Genomic DNA, 16,021 nt, shown 5'->3' with positions numbered 1-16,021 from the left:
TTATGATTATTAAGAGGATTTTCCATGAGCGGCATCAAAATCACTTTTGAAGAAATGCAATACATCGCACGCTTTGAAGACATCACAAGTGCCAAAGTTCTCGATTGTATTGTGGAAAGTGACCGAATTATCAATGTCATCCAACAAGGCGAAATGGGTCTTGCGATCGGAAAGGGCGGGGAAAACATCAACCGCGCCAAAAAAGCAATTGATAAGCCCATCGAACTCGTGGAGTATTCCGACGATCCGGCAACCTTTATCAAAAATATTTTCGGCTCCGTGATTACAATTAAAAACGTCACTTTCAAAGAAGTCAATGACAAGAAAGTGGCTGAAATTGAAGTCGCCGCAAAAGATAAGGGACTTGCAATCGGAAAGAACGGTAAAAACATCGCAAAAGTCAAATTGCTGGCACAAAGACACCACAATATCGACGACGTGATTCTTAAATAATCCTCATCAATCAAGGTTTATCATTCAATAATTAATCAGGAGATTAAACTATGACAAATGGAAACTATGCAGGCCAAATCTTAAAGAAACAAAGATTGAAGGCCAGATGGAAAGACCACGAATACAACAGACGCATGCTCGGTTTGAACGTGAAAGCTGACCCGTTGGGAGGATCTCCCCAGGGACGCGGCATCGTTCTCGAAAAGATTGGTGTTGAAGCTAAGCAGCCCAACTCCGCTATCCGTAAATGTGTCCGTATTCAGCTCATCAAGAACGGAAGACAAGTATCAGCATTCTGCCCCGGTGACGGCGCCATTAACTTCATCGATGAACACGACGAAGTGACGGTTGAAAGAATCGGCGGTCGCATGGGTGGTGCAATGGGTGATATTCCCGGCGTCCGTTTCAAAGTGATCGCAGTGAACAACGTTCCGCTCCAGCAAATGGTTATCGGAAGAATGGAAAAACCCAGGAGATGAGATACATGGAACCTAAAATGTTCGGCAAATGGGATCTTTCTGAAGTCGATGTGACCGATCCCGGAATTAAAAGATATGTTTGTTTGAAAGCAGTTACAGTGCCCCACTCAAGCGGTAAGCACGCCAGACAGCAGTTCAACAAATCCGAAATCTCAATCGTTGAACGTCTCGTTAACAACCTTATGAGATCTGAAACCAACACCGGCAAAAAGCAGGTTGCCATGAGAACTGTTGATGAAGCATTTGACACAATCAACAAGAAAACCGGCAAAAACCCGATTCAGGTTTTGGTTGACGCAATCGCAAACGCAGGCCCGAGAGAAGAAGTCGTCCGTTTGAAGTACGGCGGTATCTCCGTTCCGAAAGCTGTCGATACCGCTCCTCAGAGACGTGTTGACTCAGCACTTCGCTACATCTGCATCGGTACGCACCAGGCCGCTTTCAAATCCAAGCGCTCTGTCGCCGACTGTCTCGCAACCGAGCTCATCGCAGCTTCCAACGCCGACTCCAAAGCATTCTCTATCAGCAGAAAGGATGCCAAAGAGCGTGTTGCAAAGGCAGCCCGTTAAGCTTTATGCTTCCCCTTTTAGGCTTTTTCAGGGTTTATGGAAAAAGCCGATTTTCTATTAATATAATACAAATCAAAGGTCAGGATTATGGGAAAAAGAAAACAAATGGTTGAGCGTGTGACCGCTCTTATGGGCAACCCCGAAATGATTCGTAACATCGGTATTGTCGCTCACATCGACCACGGTAAAACAACACTTTCCGACAACTTACTCAGTGGTGCCGGAATGATTTCGTCAGAACTTGCCGGAAAACAAATGTTCATGGACTCTGATGAAGAAGAACAGGCACGCGGTATCACCATTGACGCATCTAACGTTTCAATGGTTCACTCCTACGACGGCAAAGAATACCTCATCAACCTTATCGACACACCGGGTCACGTTGACTTCGGTGGTGACGTGACACGTGCAATGCGTGCTGTTGACGGTGCTGTCGTCGTCGTTGACGCGGTTGAAGGGACAATGCCCCAAACAGAAACCGTTCTCAGACAGGCTCTCAGAGAATATGTCCGTCCGGTTTTGTTCATCAACAAAGTCGACCGTTTGATCAATGAACTTCAGGTTGACCCGCAGGAAATGCAGGTCCGTCTCGGCAAACTCATTGACCATGTGAACAAGCTCATCAAAAACATGAACCCTGAGAGATATAAACAGGGCTGGCGTGTCGACGCTGCAAACGGCAGTGTCGCATTCGGTTCCGCTCTCTACAACTGGGCCATCAGCGTTCCGATGATGCAGAAAACACAAATTTCTTTCAATGATGTTTATGATTTCTGTACAAACGGTGACATGAAGACATTGGCACAAAAATGCCCGCTTCATGAAACTTTAAACGACATGGTTATCAGCCACTTGCCCAACCCGGTCAATGCTCAGCAGGAAAGAGTTAAAGCAATCTGGCACGGCGAAAGAGACTCCGCAATCAGCAAATCAATGAACAGCGCAGACCCGAAAGGCGACCTCGCATTCATGGTTACTGACATCTCAATGGACCCACACGCCGGTGAAGTCGCAACAGGCAGACTTTTCAGCGGTACACTCACCCGCGGTTTAGAAGTTTACACCTCCGGTTCCGCTAAGAAAAGCAGAATTCAGCAGGTCAGTATTTTCATGGGCCCGGAAAGAATTGAAGTGGAAAACATCCCGGCAGGTAACATTGCAGCCGTTACAGGTTTGAAAGAAGCAATCGTCGGTTCCACAATTACAACACTTGACGGCATGACGCCTTTTGAAAGCATCAGACACGTCAGTGAACCGGTTATCACCGTTTCTGTTGAAGCCAAGCACACAAAGGATCTTCCGAAATTGGTTGAAGTTCTCAGACAGGTCGCAAAAGAAGACCCGACACTTCAGATCACTTTGAACGAAGAAACCGGTGAGCACTTGATGGCCGGTATGGGTGAGCTCCACCTTGAAGTTATCGCGCACAGAATTGAGCGTGACAAAGGTGTCGAAATCATTACCAACCCGCCAATTGTCGTTTACCGTGAAACCATCAAAAAGAAAGTTGAAAACGTTGAAGGTAAATCCCCCAACAGACACAACCGCTTCTACATTGATGTTGAACCGCTCGATGACGCAATTGTCGCTTTGATCCGTGAAGGCGAAATTTCCATGAGAATGGAAGAACTTGAAAGAAGAGAAAAATTAATGGCTGCCGGCATGGACAAAGATGAGGCAAAAAGCATTGCTGCAATTTACGGCAACAACATCTATCTTGACATGACCAAAGGTATTCAGTACCTCAATGAAACCATGGAATTGGTTTTAGACGGTTTTGAAGAAGTCATGAAAGCCGGTCCGCTCGCAAGAGAACCCGTCTCTCACGTCAAGATCATCCTCCGTGACGCAAAACTTCACGAAGACGCTATTCACAGAGGTCCCGCGCAGGTCATTCCGGCATCCCGTCAGGCAATCCAGGCGGCTATGCTTATGGCTGAGGACTCATTGCTTGAACCGTACCAGAAAGTTTTCATTCAAGTGCCCCAAAACAACATGGGTGGCGCAACAAAGGAAATTCAGGGAAGACGCGGCAGCATTATTGATATGCAGAGTGAAGGCGACTTGACAATCATCGAGTCCCGCGCACCGGTTTCCGAACTCTTCGGATTTGCAGGCGACATCCGTTCCGCAACAGAAGGACGCGCGATGTGGAGTACTGAATTCGGCGGCTTTGAAACCGTTCCGAGCAACCTCGCATCTGAAGTCGTTTCCAAAATCAGAGAGAGAAAGGGCTTGAAGAAAGAACTTCCGAAGGCATCAGACTTCTTGGAAATGTAACGTTAATGATATCAACATGAGAAAATCGATGAAATTGCGAAGTTGAAAAATAAATACACTATATAAACTGAAGGTCGCCGTCATCCGTCGATGACCATATCTTTTTATATAGAAGTGTGTTTATTAGAGACTACTTCGCAATGCCCATCGCAGGGATAATTGGCGAAACGGTTTAATATTGAAATGTTATTCAGTAATCGGAAAATCTTTATGTATTTTTCACACCCGTTAACCAATTATCACTTTCGGTGGCACCGATTTTCACGATCATCAAAGATGATTTTAAAATAATCCACATATATTAAACAAATTAGGAGTAATAAATATGGCAGCAGAGAAACCCCACATGAACTTAGCCGTCATCGGTCACATTGACCACGGTAAGTCCACATTCGTCGGTAGATTAATGTTCGAGACCGGAGCAGTTCCGCCCCACGTCATCGAAAAATTCAAAGAAGAAGCAAAATTGAAAGGTAAAGAATCCTTCGCATTCGCATGGGTTATGGACTCCCTCAAAGAAGAAAGAGAGAGAGGTATTACCATCGACATCGCTCACAAGAGATTCGATACAGAAAAATACTACTTTACAGTCGTGGACTGCCCGGGTCACAGAGACTTCGTTAAGAACATGATTACCGGTGCCTCCCAGGCAGACGCAGCAGTTCTCGTCGTCGCAGCACCTGACGGTGTTATGGCCCAGACAAAGGAACACATCTTCCTTTCCAAGACCCTCGGTATCAACCAGCTTATCGTCGCCATCAACAAAATGGACGCAGTCAAATACGATGAAGCCAGATACAAAGAAGTTATCGAGCAGGTTTCCGCAATCTTGAAAATGATCGGATTCAAACCCGATGAGATTCCGTTCATCCCGACTTCCGCATTCGAAGGCGACAACATCAAAGAAAACAGCCCGAACACCCCGTGGTACAAAGGCCCGTCCATCATTCAGGCACTCAACAACTTGAAAGAACCCGAGAAGCCCACATCACTTCCGTTAAGAATCCCCGTCGAAGATGCATACACCATCTCCGGTATCGGTACTGTTCCGGTCGGTCGTGTTGAAACAGGTATCATGAAGAAAGGCGACGCAGTCTGCTTCATGCCCTCCGGCGCAACCGGTGAAGTTAAGTCCATTGAAATGCACCACGAAGAAATCCCGCAAGCAGTCCCCGGTGACAACATCGGCTGGTCCGTCCGCGGTATCGGTAAAAATGACGTCAGAAGAGGAGACGTTTGCGGTCCTGCAGGTGACAAAGCACCCACAGTCGCTGACGAATTCACAGGTCAGATTGTCGTTCTTCAGCACCCGTCCGCAATCACTGTCGGATACACCCCTGTCTTCCACAGCCACACCGCTCAGGTCGCATGTATGTTTATGTCCATCGACAAAAAACTCGACCCGAAGACCGGCCAGCCCAAGGAAGAAAACCCCGCCTTCATTAAAGCAGGTGACGCAGCAATCGTTACCTTCAAACCCATGAAGCCGATGGTTCTTGAACCCGCAAAAGAAATCCCGCAGCTCGGCAGATTCGCTGTCCGTGATATGGGTATGACCATTGCAGCAGGCGTTTGTCTCAGCGTTAAGAAGAAAGAGTAATCTTTCTTCCTAATTTCCTTTTTTTTAGGAGAGTCAAGCCATGCAAAAAGCAAGAATCAGATTATCGGGAATCAGCCCGACAGACCTTGACAGTGTTTGTAACCAAGTCAAGGCAATTGCCGAAAGAACCGGTGTCAGTATTTCAGGCCCTGTTCCGCTCCCGACCAAGAAATTGGTTGTTCCGACAAGAAAGAGCCCGAGCGGTGACGGTACTGCAACATGGGACCACTGGGAAATGCGCGTCCACAAAAGACTCATCGACCTCGCTGCCGATGAACGTGCGCTTCGCCAATTGATGAGAATTCAAGTACCCAAAGACATTAATATCGAGATTGTTCTCGAAAATTAATTCTTTTTACTTTTCTCATTCTTTTCTTTATTTTTATTCTTTTTTCAACATTTCTTGTTAATAAAATACGAAATTAAAAATGTTTTTTATACTAGTTTTTTCTTTACTTAACTGCAAGTAATATCTCAAAATTATATATTTTAAATAATATTTATATTTCTGTGTAATACCTGCACTCGGCGCGTATTGTTGTCGTTTTATGTTATCTTTGTTAAATTCAATCGGGTATCCGATGTTGAATCTTTATTGTATTTAATTAAAACGTATTATTTGTTATACTTATTACACTTGTAGATGTGATTGAATGGTTATGAAAAAACTCTTTCGAGAGACTTTGATGTCCAAGTTTAAAGTTTTGGAAGGCATCAACGCTTTTCTCGGATTTTATATTATTTTGGCATATGCCCTTCTTTGGTATTTGGGTACCGTGCCTGAAATTTTTATTTATTTGACGCCGCTGATCGGCGTTGTTTTGCTTGCGTATCATGTTAAAATGTCATCCGACTTAAAAAAATCAGTTCTGGGAAGCGGCAGTTTGCTGAATCTCCGATTCGCTTCATCAACGGGTTTTACATTCGTGTTGTTCTTGTTGGCAATTCTCTGCGTTACGATCGGCTGTCTGTTTGCCGAACCGATTGCATTTATCCTGTCCATGCTTTTTGTGTTGGATCACGCACTTTACATCAGCATTGACAAAAATCAGATTAATCCGAAAAAGCAGAAAAGTAATAGCACGCCGCTGCTTGCAGCTGCTTAATCTTTTTTATTTTTCTTTTTATTTTTTTAATTAATTTTTTGATTAATTCTTTTAATTATCTTTTTAATTAATTTTTTCAATTTTTATTTCATTTCCGTCTCTGAGTCCGGATGTTTTTTCTTTTGTTCAATTGAAAATTAAATTAAAAAAGCCGAACCCATTGAGCATTATTAAAACAATTGCAATCGGCGCGATATATCTGATTGAAAACGGATAGATTTTTCCGAGAATCGAATTTTGATTTTCGGCACCTTCCATGAAGATTTGTTTTGAATTTTTGATTCCCAGGTGGAATATCACAAATAATGTGCAAAGCAAACCGGTTATCGGCAAAAGAACAATATTGACAAATTTATCTGTCGCATCAAAGAACGTATTTCCGAAAATTAAAACATCACTCATCGGTCCGAACGAAAGTGCCGCAGGAACTCCTGCGATAATCAGAAAAGCTGTAATCAGCATTAGCGCAGTTTTCTTTTTCATTTTATATTCTTCTTCTAAAAAGGAAAGCGGTATCTGCATTATGCTGATCATGGACGTTAAAGCGGCAATAAATAACAGAAGGAAAAATGTAATTGAGAAGAATTGTCCCGCAGGAATCTGCGCAAATGCGCCCGGAAGCGTTATAAATGCAAGTCCTGCGCCTTCAGCGGGATTAATGCCGAGCGCAAAGACTGCCGGAAAAATTGCTAAGCCTGAGAGAAGCGCGACAGCCGTGTCCAACGTAATGATTGAGGCAGTCGCTTTCGGCAAATCTGTTTCTTTTTTCATGTAGCTGGCATACGTTATGATAATTCCCATGCCCAAACTGAGCGAATAAAATGAGTGCCCAAGCGCGTCTAAAACGCCTCTCAGAGTGAGTTTGGTAAAATCCGGGACAAACAGAAACTTAACGCCTTCAAAAGAGCCGGGAAGCGTCAATGAACGCAAAACAAGAATCAATAATAATAAAAACAAAACCGGCATAAGGATTTTACTGGATTTTTCAATTCCTTTCGTCACGCCGCCGAGCAAAACGCCGGCAGTCATTATCAAAGCGGCAGCCGTGAATAATATTGATGTCGGCGCGGCGGAAAATACGGAAAAAGCAGTACTCGGGTCGCTTGTAATTGGTCCCCAATTGAAAATGCTTTCAAAAACATAACCCAACGCCCATCCCGAAACAACCGGGTAGTAAATCATAATAATAAGCGGCGTGAGAACACTTAAAATTCCCGGAATAATCCAGTATCGTTTGTCCGGTGCCAATTTTTTAAAAGAGCCGACCGGACTCATCTTTCCTTTTCGGCCGATTGAAAATTCCGCAATCATAATCGGCATTGCAACAAACAAAACGCACAGCATATAAATTAAAAGAAATGCGCCGCCGCCGTTAACGCCGGTAATGTAGCTGAACCGCCAGATGTTTCCCAAACCGACAGCACTGCTGACTGTTACAAGAATAAATCCAAGTTGCGATGTAAAATTCTCACGTTTTTCAGGTTCTTTATCTCCACTCAACCAACCACCCGGGAAAAGTTCAATCAAAAAAGTAAAAAAACAATAAAAATAAAAAAGGAATGAAAAACACTGATTATGTCTTTTTAATCAATATTTTTCTCAAAATGTCAACGGAATGCGCTGTTTGGTCTGCAATATCGCCGATATTGTCAATGAGGCGGACGATGTGATAAACACCGGCACCGCCGATTTCATTTTCATGTTCAAAAAGTGTTTTGAGAACTTTAATCTCAAACATATCCACTTCATATTCCTGTTTTTCAATTGCCGGAATCTTTTCAACCAATCTTTGAATTTCCGTTTTGCTGTATGAAGTCGCTTCCACTTTTTCAAGATCTTTCATAACGTTTTCGTAACCGTGAATACATTTCATTGACATTTTCATCAAGTTGCAGAGTTCATCTTTCACATCTTGCGGAATGTCTTCGGGGGGGCGGAGTGTCATCCAATGCGCTGCGTTTTGAGCAATATTGGCGATTCCGTCCTGTGATTTCAAAAAGTCCAAAAGGTCGTTGGTATCCAATTGAATCACAACAGAGTTGGGCAAAATCATTTGAAACTGCTGTTTCATCTTGTCAGCGTCATGCTCTAAATCATCGATAATTTGGCGCAATTCTTCGGTTCGGCTGCAATTCCCTTCCAGATATTGGTCCAACATTTCGGAAAGCCTGTCGACGGTTTCAACGACTTTTTTAGAGTGGTCTTCCAATGCGTCCATCGGGGAATCCACAAATATATTTAAAATAGATCTCATGTATCTGTGCGGCATTTTCCTCACCTTTTTTTAACCTTACTCTTCAATCTTTCATTTAGCTATAATATCTTTTTCTTTTTTTTACATTTGTCATCAATAATTATCATTTTCATATAATTATATAAATATTGATGAAAAAACCAGCGAAAGCGATAAAAAATTTATTCTCCCTCGGCAAAATAAAAAGTTCTTCTTTAAAGGAAGAACCATGCCAACGGGAAGAAAATAATCATACACGTCACTGCTGCGACCGGTACTGTAATGAACCAGGAGCTGACGATATTTTTAATCACTTTAAAATTCACACCGGAAAGACCGCCTGCAAGGCCGACGCCGATAACTGCGCCGACAAGAGTGTGCGTCGTCGAAATCGGGAGACCGACAAAGCTGTGCGCCAAAACGACAGAAGCGGTGGCAAACTGTGCCGAAAAGCCTCGTGTCGGTGTCAATTCCGTGATTTTGTTGCCGACGGTATCAATGACTTTGTAACCCCATGTGGATAAACCGATGACAATGCCGATTGCTCCAAGTAAAAGCAAAATCTGGCTTAATGTTAAAGGTCCTAATCCGCCATAACCGTACATTTCAAAAACGGCGTAAAGCGGTCCGATTGCGTTGGCTACGTCATTTGATCCGTGCGCGAATGCGATGAAACAAGCCGTTGCGACTTGAAGCCAAATGAATTTTTTCTCGACACCCGGCACATTTTCTGATTTAACAAGGAATCTCTTCCTGACAATGTAGAAAATGATATAAGCCAAAACGGCACCGACCAATGGTGAGAGGAACCAGCTTGCAACAATGCTGATTAAAACCGACCAATGAATGTCTGAATATGCGATGTATCCGTAAAGGACACAAATGATGCCGAAACCCAATACGGATCCGACGATTGAGTGTGTTGTGGAAACCGGCAAATTATAAAATGTTGCCAATGTTATCCAAAAAGAGGCTGCCAAAATTGCGGCCAGCATGCCGACCGTAACAATCAGGGGGCTGATCTCGATAATTTTGTCGAGCGGAACGATGCCTTTGGCAATTGTTCCTGTCACGTTGCTCCCGAATAAAAGCGCACCGGCGAGCTCAAAAACCGCTGCCAGAATAATAACCTGTTTTATGGTAAGCGCTTTTGAACCGACAGAGGTTCCCATTGCGTTTGCGAGGTCATTGGCACCGATATTCCAGGCCATGTAAAAACCTGCTAATATCAGCGCAAGACCAAGTAGTATATCCATTGTTTTCTCCGTGTATCCAAATTTCGAATAAATTATTTCGAATAAATAATCCGTTTTTTTAATTTGTTTTTTAATTTGTTTTTTTAAGAAGAATGAATGGAAAATTCTCGGATATATTATAAATCTTATTTTCGTAGAATATATATTCTAAATAGGTCTCCGCATTCGGATAAATTTATTAATGAAAAAATCATTTATTCCGCAGTTGAAAAATTATGACGGTTTTTGCTTCTTTCGGGATGAAAGAAATGGACAAAACGAAATAACAAAATGAGAAAAATGGACAAAATGAAAGAAATGGACAAAATGAAAGAAATGGACAAAATGAGAAAAATGGACAATATCATTCTCATCGGTATGCCCGGCTCGGGCAAAAGCACGTCAGGCATATTACTTGCAAAGTCGCTCGGTCTTTCTTTTATGGACACGGATCTTTTGATTCAGCAACAAGAGGGAATGCTTCTTCAAGATCTTGCCGATTCCGCCGGTTTTTCGGGTTTTATTGAAATTGAAGAAAAAATAATTTCTCAAATCCAAGTCTCAAAATGTGTGATTTCAACCGGTGGCAGCGTCGTTTACGGTGAAAAATCAATGGCGCATTTAAAAGATATCGGAATCATTGTTTTTCTCGACGTCACTTTCCCTGAAATCATGCGCCGCATTCAAAACATTTCAACGCGCGGCATCGCGTTAAAAGAAGGGCAAAGCCTGGAGAATCTCTACGAAGAGCGTCGTCCACTCTATGAAAAATATGCCGATATTACCGTTTCAGGCGACGGCAAAACAATTGAAGAGCTTGTCACCGAAATCGCCGAAAATCTTCAAAAATAAGTTGGATTTTGGATTAAACCGAACATCTTTTTTCTTAAAAATAAAACCCGAACGCCTGCAAAATTTTGTAATATTTTTCTTTCATTTTTTGATTTTAATCGGCGTTCCGTTTTTCACAAAATTGAAAAAAGAGGATGTTCAATGTTGATTAAAATAAATTAAATCCAATACAACCGCCCGCTAATTTTCATTTCGCTCGGAGCAAAGCGGAGAGTGAAATGGAAATTTGCGGATTCGTACTCATCCGATACAGCAAAATTGAAAAACAGTTTTTAAATCAAATTGCTTTACTGTGTTGAATTTGTTTTGCTGCGTTCATTTGCTTTACTGTGTTGTATTTGTTTTGCCGAGGCCATTTGCTTCTGCTGTGTGTATCGTGCTTTGCTGCGTGTATCTGCTCTGTTGCCTGTATCTGCTTTGTTACATGTATCTGCTTTGCTATGTGCATCTGCTCATTTTTATCGTATCCGTTCGCTTACGCGAACGTGCCGCCGCTACCTTGCCATTGCCGTGCTGTTGCTACCTTGCCGTTGCCGTGCCGTTGCTACCTTGCCGTTGCCGTGCCGTTGCTACCTTGCCGTTGCCGTGCTGTTGCTACCTTGCCGTTGCTGTGCCGTTGCTGCCTTACCGTTTCCGTTTTCTGCCCTGCCGCGCGCGATGTCTACTGTTGCTCTAAGTTTATTCTTTTTAAACACATCCTGTTTTTATTTTAATTTCTCAAAAAAGAACGTCTGGTTGAAATAAATATCAAAAGTTGACGCGTTCGCGCGAGCAGTGGCCGCTGTTTAATCCTGTGCGACGAATTCAAAAAAGAAAAAAGAGTGCCGGAGGTGGCACTTATTGTTTCGTGAAAGTCATTGCCGCGTAGCCGACAACTTCGGCTTCACGGGCTTCTCTTTCTTCGTTGCTGGTTCTGTATTCTAAAAGTTCGGAATTTGCGCCGATTGCGTTTGCAACCATCATTAAAACGGCAATCGGGCCGTAACCGCAGATGGTTGAGTCGTATTTGTCGATAAAATCATAAAATTCGTCCACATTCAAGGTTTTAATTCTGTTAATAATCGCCTCGTCATGTTCTTTGGCAAATTCCTCGGGAACATAATGGGAGAAATCGCTGGACGCGACAATCGCGATTTTTAATTTTTCTTCATAATTGTCCTTTTTAATGTAAACTTCTTCTTTCATAATCGGAATTAACACTTCCGCGATAGCCTCAGCCGCCGCTTTATTCTGGTCTCCCATCACAATCGGGAAGATTTTAAACGGCTTATCTCTCATTTTATGCTGCAAAAACGGAACGATCACTTCAACAGAATGTTCTCTGACATGCGCTTCTTCACTTTGAACAATCCAAGTGCCGTCAAAATAGCGCGCCAGCATTTTGTCAGTCTCAACTTCTCCGAGCGGCGTTTTCCAAGTTTCTTGCGAGAACGCAAGTGCTTCACCGAGTCCGGTGTGGTTGGAGCCGATAATAATGTAAACGTCTGCTTCCATAATCGAATCAATCGCGGCGGCCGCCGTTTTTCCGGAGAAAATATATCCTGCGTGCGGGCTGATCACACCGATTGTTTTATCGGAATATTTGGCTTTGTTTTTCGCTTCCGTTGATAAATAATCCAATTCTTTGCTCAATCCGTCTTTATCGGGACTGTAAAAAAGTCCGGAGACAACCGGTTCTCTCATACGTTTTCCTCCAATAATTGTGAGTAATGTTTTTATTTTTATGTTTTTAGTATCGGTCGGTAACTTCTTCTTTATAATTTTTAATTCATTTTAAACAAAAACGAATTAAATACAACTTAAAATAATATTTAAAATATTATATATGTTTCGTCAGCCTCTTCTGCTATCTAAATCCCGCTCATCTAATGCAAAAATCACGGATTCTTTAAAAACAAAAAATGAAAAAAATAAATGAAAAAGTGCCGGTAAAAATAAAAAACATAAAGAAACAATAAAGACAAAAATTAAGAAAAATGAAGAATATGGGAAGCAGATTTTATTCCTCTTCGCTTCCGTTTTCTTTTTCCCTCAAATTAAAACCGACACCGTATTCAGCAACGGTATCTTTGTCATTTATAATCGGAATCTGATTTTTTTCCAAAATTTCCGCAACACGACGTCTGTCCGGACCGCGCATGGATTTTTTGTCAAAAAATGCCAATTTTGCGCCCGTTCTTTCAAATGCTTTTAAAATAACTTCTTCTGTAATCGTTTCCAATTGGTATTTCGGAAACATGTGTCCGTACGCAAGTTTTGTCCGGAACAAACTGACGGTTTGGCGGTCGCCGTAATGACCGCCGCCGAATGCAACGGTGACGGTATTGTCTTCCAGAAGTTTTGCTTCCTGCGCTGTTCTTTCATCAGCGGCATTGACATCATCGGGCTCTGCCAATGAAAGAACGGCCTTGGCGACAACGGTGCCCGGGGCAGGATCAATCCACTCTTTCTCCGTGCTGCCGATTTCAACAAACAAAGAAGGCGTTTTAATTTCCGTCGGGCCGTGATGTGTTACTTCAAAAGTCACGTCATAGCCGAGTCCTGTTTCATTGTTCAGCCTGTCCATCACCAAAAGAAGTTTTTTCATTTCAAGCGGCGCGGGAACAGGCAGGGATTGCGGCAGTCCGCCGTAATCCGCGTCGGCATAATTTCCGGACACGTGAGCGGTGAGCGCTTTTGTTTCGCTTTGGCTTTTGTGTTTGGATAAAAAGACAATCAAATCGCTTTCATAGCCTAAAAATTCAAGCCTTTTGTCCAAATAATCCTGAAAAATTGTTCTGCCGTCAATGTAAATCATTCGAAAAAGTGTTTTTCCTTTTTCCAATTCGTAAACTTCGGTGAACAGATTCGAGAGTTCTTTTCCTTTGTCTTCCGTGTATAAAACGGAAGTTGAGAGCGGATATTTCTCCAACGCTTCTTTCATTTTTTCAATCGGCGGCGTTTCTCTTTTTATCCATGATTCCTGTTCAAGAAGACGGTCTTTGATGTTGACGCTCGCCAAATCCGGAAGACAGCACATCAATGTAATTGTTTTTTGTTTTTCAGACATTTCATCACTTTATCATTGAATTTAAAATAAACTTGAATCTGTCATGAAATAAAAAAATAACGAATTGAGGTTTACATTTTTGGCGAGCAATCTGCGTGAGATTTATAATAATTGATGAAAAAAGCTTTTTTTTGTAATAATTAAAAAAGGGGTGCTGCTCGCACGCGGCGGCAGCGCGAACAAAAAAGAAAATTAAGGGGTAATAATCGTTCCGTCACATTCTTTCTGAGGCCCTTTTTCTTCAGCTTCAATAATCTTAAAAATGTTTTCGGGGTTTCTGCCGTCCAAAACAATTGTTCTGATGCCGCCTCTTTCAATTAATTTGCAGGCAATCGGATCAATCGGGGATTTGGAACCGGCTTTCAATGACGTTTCGCCCGACATTTTAACAAGGTCGGCACTTGTCATTGTTTTGAATTTCACGGCGTTTTTGTCAACATTCGGGTCGGCAGAATAAATGCCGTCAACAGATGTCGGAATCAAGAAAAGGTCCGCGCCGAGATATTCCGAAAGCGCAGCGGAAACAGCGTCGGTTGTTTGCCCGGGGAGAACGCCTCCCATCACGACAATTTTTCCGGATTCGGCGGCAACGGCGGCTTCATTATAATTTGTCGGCACTTCGGGGTAAGCGGATTTGCCGAGCGCGGAAATCAAAAGTTTGGCGTTGATGCGCGTTACATCAATTCCGATAAAGTCGCCGGTCACTTCATCCGCGCCGATGTCGCGTGCCGCTTCAATATATCTGCGCGCGTAAACGCCGCCGCCGACGACGAGAAGAAGTTTGTGTTTTTCCGCGATTTTTGTTATTGTTTCCGCATATGTTTTAAAACGGGCAGCATCTAAATCGCCTGCCAAAATCGAACCGCCGAGGGACATTACAATAAACATGAATTTCTTTCCTGATAATCGATTAAAATTAAATATAACTGCAAATAGTGAACAAATAAGTAAACTTGTCTTTAAATTTATCGTCCTGTTTCAAAAATTGAATACCTGGTGTGAACAATTTTAGGGAAAAGGGTTAAAAGGTTACATTTGTTCTTTGAATCAAAAGTCAATTATTTTTAATTAAAATTGAGAGGAATAATATATGGCAGACAACGAAAATTCGGAATATCAAAACATGGAAGATGATTTTTCAGCGGAAGAATCCGGGTGTGCCGGCTGCAGCGGCTGTGGCCGCACTGATCCGGTTTCTGACGAAAATGCGGGAGGGGGATCCGATCAAGGGATTCTGCTTCACCAGCTTTCCGAGCGTGAAAAAGCACTTGAATATTACGACGGTCTCCTTGCCGAAGACCCTGAAAACGGTGATCTCTGGTACAACAAAGCATTGACCCTTCACGGGCTCAGCCGATTCTATGAAGCAATGGACGCTTACGACACTGCTGTGAAATTCAATCCCAATGACAGTGACGCTTACTACAACAAAGGCGTTATCCAATCCGAACTCGGTTTATTCCGCGAGGCTGTTGAAAGCTACAACAAAGCCATTGAAACCGACGGTGAAAATATTGATGCCGTTTACAACAAAGCAACGGCGCTTCTTCAATTGAAAGAATATGATGAAGCCGTCAAAGTGTATGACAAGATCCTTGAAAAAGACAGAAACAATTTCAGTGCCGCTTACAACAAGGCGCTTGCTTTGGTGCAATTGGAACTCTACGATGAAGCCATTGCCGCTTTTGATGTCGTCATTCAGATTGACCCGAAAAGCAAAGAAGCCTGGTATGACAAAGCGCATTTGCTTTTGAGAACCGGCAAAACTGAAGATGCCAAAGAAGCGTTTAACAACACAATCAAATTAATTCCCGATCTGCCGGACTCCTGGTTCAGAATCGGCGGCATTTTCGCAGTCGTCGGACAAAAGAAGGAAAGCTTGAAGTATCTTCAAAAGGCAATTAATGCCAATCCCGAAGCGCGCGAATGGGCAAGAGAAGATTTAGATTATGAATCTTTGCACAACGACGCGGATTTCCAAAAAATATTGGAGTCAAGTGCTTCCGAAATCAAAGATGCCGTCGGAGCGGTTGAACAATAATTTTTCTAATTTGAGATTATCTCATTTGTTGTCATTGGGGTAATCTCATCTGTTATCTCATTGGGGTAAATCTCATGGGATTATCTCATTGAGATTATTCATTTATTATCATTTATTATCATTT

16 protein-coding genes are annotated in these 16,021 nt (G+C 42.6%); 10 read left to right on the top strand and 6 right to left on the bottom strand.

Features of this window, described 5'->3' with window-relative positions:
- The first annotated feature begins 24 nt into the window (after positions 1–24).
- From C7391_RS01495 to C7391_RS01465, 7 genes are all read left to right on the top strand, one after another.
- A complete protein-coding gene (locus C7391_RS01495; protein WP_133516766.1) occupies positions 25–453 on the top strand; it encodes a NusA-like transcription termination signal-binding factor in 429 nt (142 codons plus the stop codon).
- A 50-nt stretch (positions 454–503) separates the two neighbouring features.
- Positions 504–932, top strand: coding sequence for a 30S ribosomal protein S12 (locus tag C7391_RS01490; protein ID WP_133516765.1), 429 nt, complete (start codon positions 504–506; stop codon positions 930–932).
- Positions 933–937: 5 nt separating this feature from the next.
- Positions 938–1,501: a 30S ribosomal protein S7 gene (locus tag C7391_RS01485; RefSeq protein WP_394343199.1), complete on the top strand. Its 564-nt coding sequence runs from the start codon at positions 938–940 to the stop codon at positions 1,499–1,501.
- Positions 1,502–1,588: 87 nt separating this feature from the next.
- Positions 1,589–3,781 carry an elongation factor EF-2 gene (locus tag C7391_RS01480; protein WP_133516763.1) on the top strand — a complete coding sequence of 731 codons (2,193 nt, stop codon included), beginning with the start codon at positions 1,589–1,591 and terminating at the stop codon, positions 3,779–3,781.
- Between the two features lie 325 nt (positions 3,782–4,106).
- Positions 4,107–5,381 carry a translation elongation factor EF-1 subunit alpha gene (gene tuf / locus C7391_RS01475; protein WP_133516762.1) on the top strand — a complete coding sequence of 425 codons (1,275 nt, stop codon included), beginning with the start codon at positions 4,107–4,109 and terminating at the stop codon, positions 5,379–5,381.
- A 40-nt stretch (positions 5,382–5,421) separates the two neighbouring features.
- Positions 5,422–5,730: a 30S ribosomal protein S10 gene (rpsJ, locus tag C7391_RS01470; protein WP_133516761.1), complete on the top strand. Its 309-nt coding sequence runs from the start codon at positions 5,422–5,424 to the stop codon at positions 5,728–5,730.
- Between the two features lie 337 nt (positions 5,731–6,067).
- Positions 6,068–6,487 (top strand): hypothetical protein, encoded by a 420-nt coding sequence (locus C7391_RS01465; protein WP_133516760.1) that lies wholly within the window; start codon positions 6,068–6,070, stop codon positions 6,485–6,487.
- A 126-nt stretch (positions 6,488–6,613) separates the two neighbouring features.
- Here C7391_RS01465 and C7391_RS01460 read toward each other — a convergent pair whose 3' ends face one another.
- The 3 genes from C7391_RS01460 to C7391_RS01450 form a co-directional block, all read right to left on the bottom strand.
- A complete protein-coding gene (locus C7391_RS01460; RefSeq protein ID WP_166627351.1) occupies positions 6,614–7,987 on the bottom strand; it encodes a sodium-dependent transporter in 1,374 nt (457 codons plus the stop codon).
- Positions 7,988–8,060: 73 nt separating this feature from the next.
- The gene (locus tag C7391_RS01455; RefSeq protein ID WP_133516758.1) at positions 8,061–8,756 is read right to left on the bottom strand and encodes a TIGR00153 family protein; all 696 of its coding nucleotides are present in this window, start codon (positions 8,754–8,756) and stop codon (positions 8,061–8,063) included.
- A gap of 179 nt (positions 8,757–8,935) precedes the next feature.
- Positions 8,936–9,976 (bottom strand): inorganic phosphate transporter, encoded by a 1,041-nt coding sequence (locus C7391_RS01450; RefSeq protein WP_133516757.1) that lies wholly within the window; start codon positions 9,974–9,976, stop codon positions 8,936–8,938.
- A gap of 270 nt (positions 9,977–10,246) precedes the next feature.
- On the opposite strand from C7391_RS01450, the gene thrB reads away from it, so the two are divergent.
- Together thrB and C7391_RS01440 are read left to right on the top strand one after the other, a co-directional pair.
- Positions 10,247–10,807: a homoserine kinase gene (thrB, locus tag C7391_RS01445; RefSeq protein ID WP_223610944.1), complete on the top strand. Its 561-nt coding sequence runs from the start codon at positions 10,247–10,249 to the stop codon at positions 10,805–10,807.
- A 388-nt stretch (positions 10,808–11,195) separates the two neighbouring features.
- Positions 11,196–11,483, top strand: a complete 288-nt coding sequence (locus C7391_RS01440) for a hypothetical protein (protein ID WP_133516756.1) — start codon at positions 11,196–11,198, stop codon at positions 11,481–11,483.
- A 161-nt stretch (positions 11,484–11,644) separates the two neighbouring features.
- Here the strand turns inward: C7391_RS01440 and amrB are convergent, their stop codons facing one another.
- The 3 genes from amrB to pyrH all read right to left on the bottom strand — a co-directional run bounded on the left by amrB (position 11,645) and on the right by pyrH (position 14,744).
- Positions 11,645–12,490 carry an AmmeMemoRadiSam system protein B gene (amrB, locus tag C7391_RS01435; RefSeq protein ID WP_133516755.1) on the bottom strand — a complete coding sequence of 282 codons (846 nt, stop codon included), beginning with the start codon at positions 12,488–12,490 and terminating at the stop codon, positions 11,645–11,647.
- Positions 12,491–12,806: 316 nt separating this feature from the next.
- Positions 12,807–13,856, bottom strand: coding sequence for a D-aminoacyl-tRNA deacylase (locus C7391_RS01430; protein WP_133516754.1), 1,050 nt, complete (start codon positions 13,854–13,856; stop codon positions 12,807–12,809).
- 192 nt (positions 13,857–14,048) lie between these two features.
- Positions 14,049–14,744: a UMP kinase gene (pyrH, locus tag C7391_RS01425; protein WP_133516753.1), complete on the bottom strand. Its 696-nt coding sequence runs from the start codon at positions 14,742–14,744 to the stop codon at positions 14,049–14,051.
- 202 nt (positions 14,745–14,946) lie between these two features.
- Between pyrH and C7391_RS01420 the strand changes: the two genes are divergently transcribed.
- Positions 14,947–15,897 carry a tetratricopeptide repeat protein gene (locus C7391_RS01420; protein ID WP_133516752.1) on the top strand — a complete coding sequence of 317 codons (951 nt, stop codon included), beginning with the start codon at positions 14,947–14,949 and terminating at the stop codon, positions 15,895–15,897.
- The last annotated feature ends 124 nt before the right edge of the window (positions 15,898–16,021 follow it).

The sequence above is a fragment of the Methanimicrococcus blatticola genome, from assembly GCF_004363215.1.
GTDB classification, from domain to species: domain Archaea; phylum Halobacteriota; class Methanosarcinia; order Methanosarcinales; family Methanosarcinaceae; genus Methanimicrococcus; species Methanimicrococcus blatticola.
This window is presented reverse-complemented; position numbering and strand designations above follow the sequence as displayed.

Excerpts from the sequence above, each read along its gene's own strand:
- C7391_RS01495 (WP_133516766.1), top strand. The coding sequence starts at position 25 with ATGAGCGGCATCAAAATCACTTTTGAAGAAATGCAATACATCGCACGC.
- C7391_RS01490 (WP_133516765.1), top strand. The coding sequence starts at position 504 with ATGACAAATGGAAACTATGCAGGCCAAATCTTAAAGAAACAAAGATTG.
- C7391_RS01485 (WP_394343199.1), top strand. The coding sequence starts at position 938 with ATGGAACCTAAAATGTTCGGCAAATGGGATCTTTCTGAAGTCGATGTG.
- C7391_RS01480 (WP_133516763.1), top strand. The coding sequence starts at position 1,589 with ATGGGAAAAAGAAAACAAATGGTTGAGCGTGTGACCGCTCTTATGGGC.
- tuf (WP_133516762.1), top strand. The coding sequence starts at position 4,107 with ATGGCAGCAGAGAAACCCCACATGAACTTAGCCGTCATCGGTCACATT.
- rpsJ (WP_133516761.1), top strand. The coding sequence starts at position 5,422 with ATGCAAAAAGCAAGAATCAGATTATCGGGAATCAGCCCGACAGACCTT.
- C7391_RS01465 (WP_133516760.1), top strand. The coding sequence starts at position 6,068 with ATGTCCAAGTTTAAAGTTTTGGAAGGCATCAACGCTTTTCTCGGATTT.
- C7391_RS01455 (WP_133516758.1), bottom strand. The coding sequence starts at position 8,756 with ATGCCGCACAGATACATGAGATCTATTTTAAATATATTTGTGGATTCC.
- C7391_RS01450 (WP_133516757.1), bottom strand. The coding sequence starts at position 9,976 with ATGGATATACTACTTGGTCTTGCGCTGATATTAGCAGGTTTTTACATG.
- thrB (WP_223610944.1), top strand. The coding sequence starts at position 10,247 with ATGAGAAAAATGGACAAAATGAAAGAAATGGACAAAATGAAAGAAATG.
- amrB (WP_133516755.1), bottom strand. The coding sequence starts at position 12,490 with ATGAGAGAACCGGTTGTCTCCGGACTTTTTTACAGTCCCGATAAAGAC.
- C7391_RS01430 (WP_133516754.1), bottom strand. The coding sequence starts at position 13,856 with ATGTCTGAAAAACAAAAAACAATTACATTGATGTGCTGTCTTCCGGAT.
- pyrH (WP_133516753.1), bottom strand. The coding sequence starts at position 14,744 with ATGTTTATTGTAATGTCCCTCGGCGGTTCGATTTTGGCAGGCGATTTA.
- C7391_RS01420 (WP_133516752.1), top strand. The coding sequence starts at position 14,947 with ATGGCAGACAACGAAAATTCGGAATATCAAAACATGGAAGATGATTTT.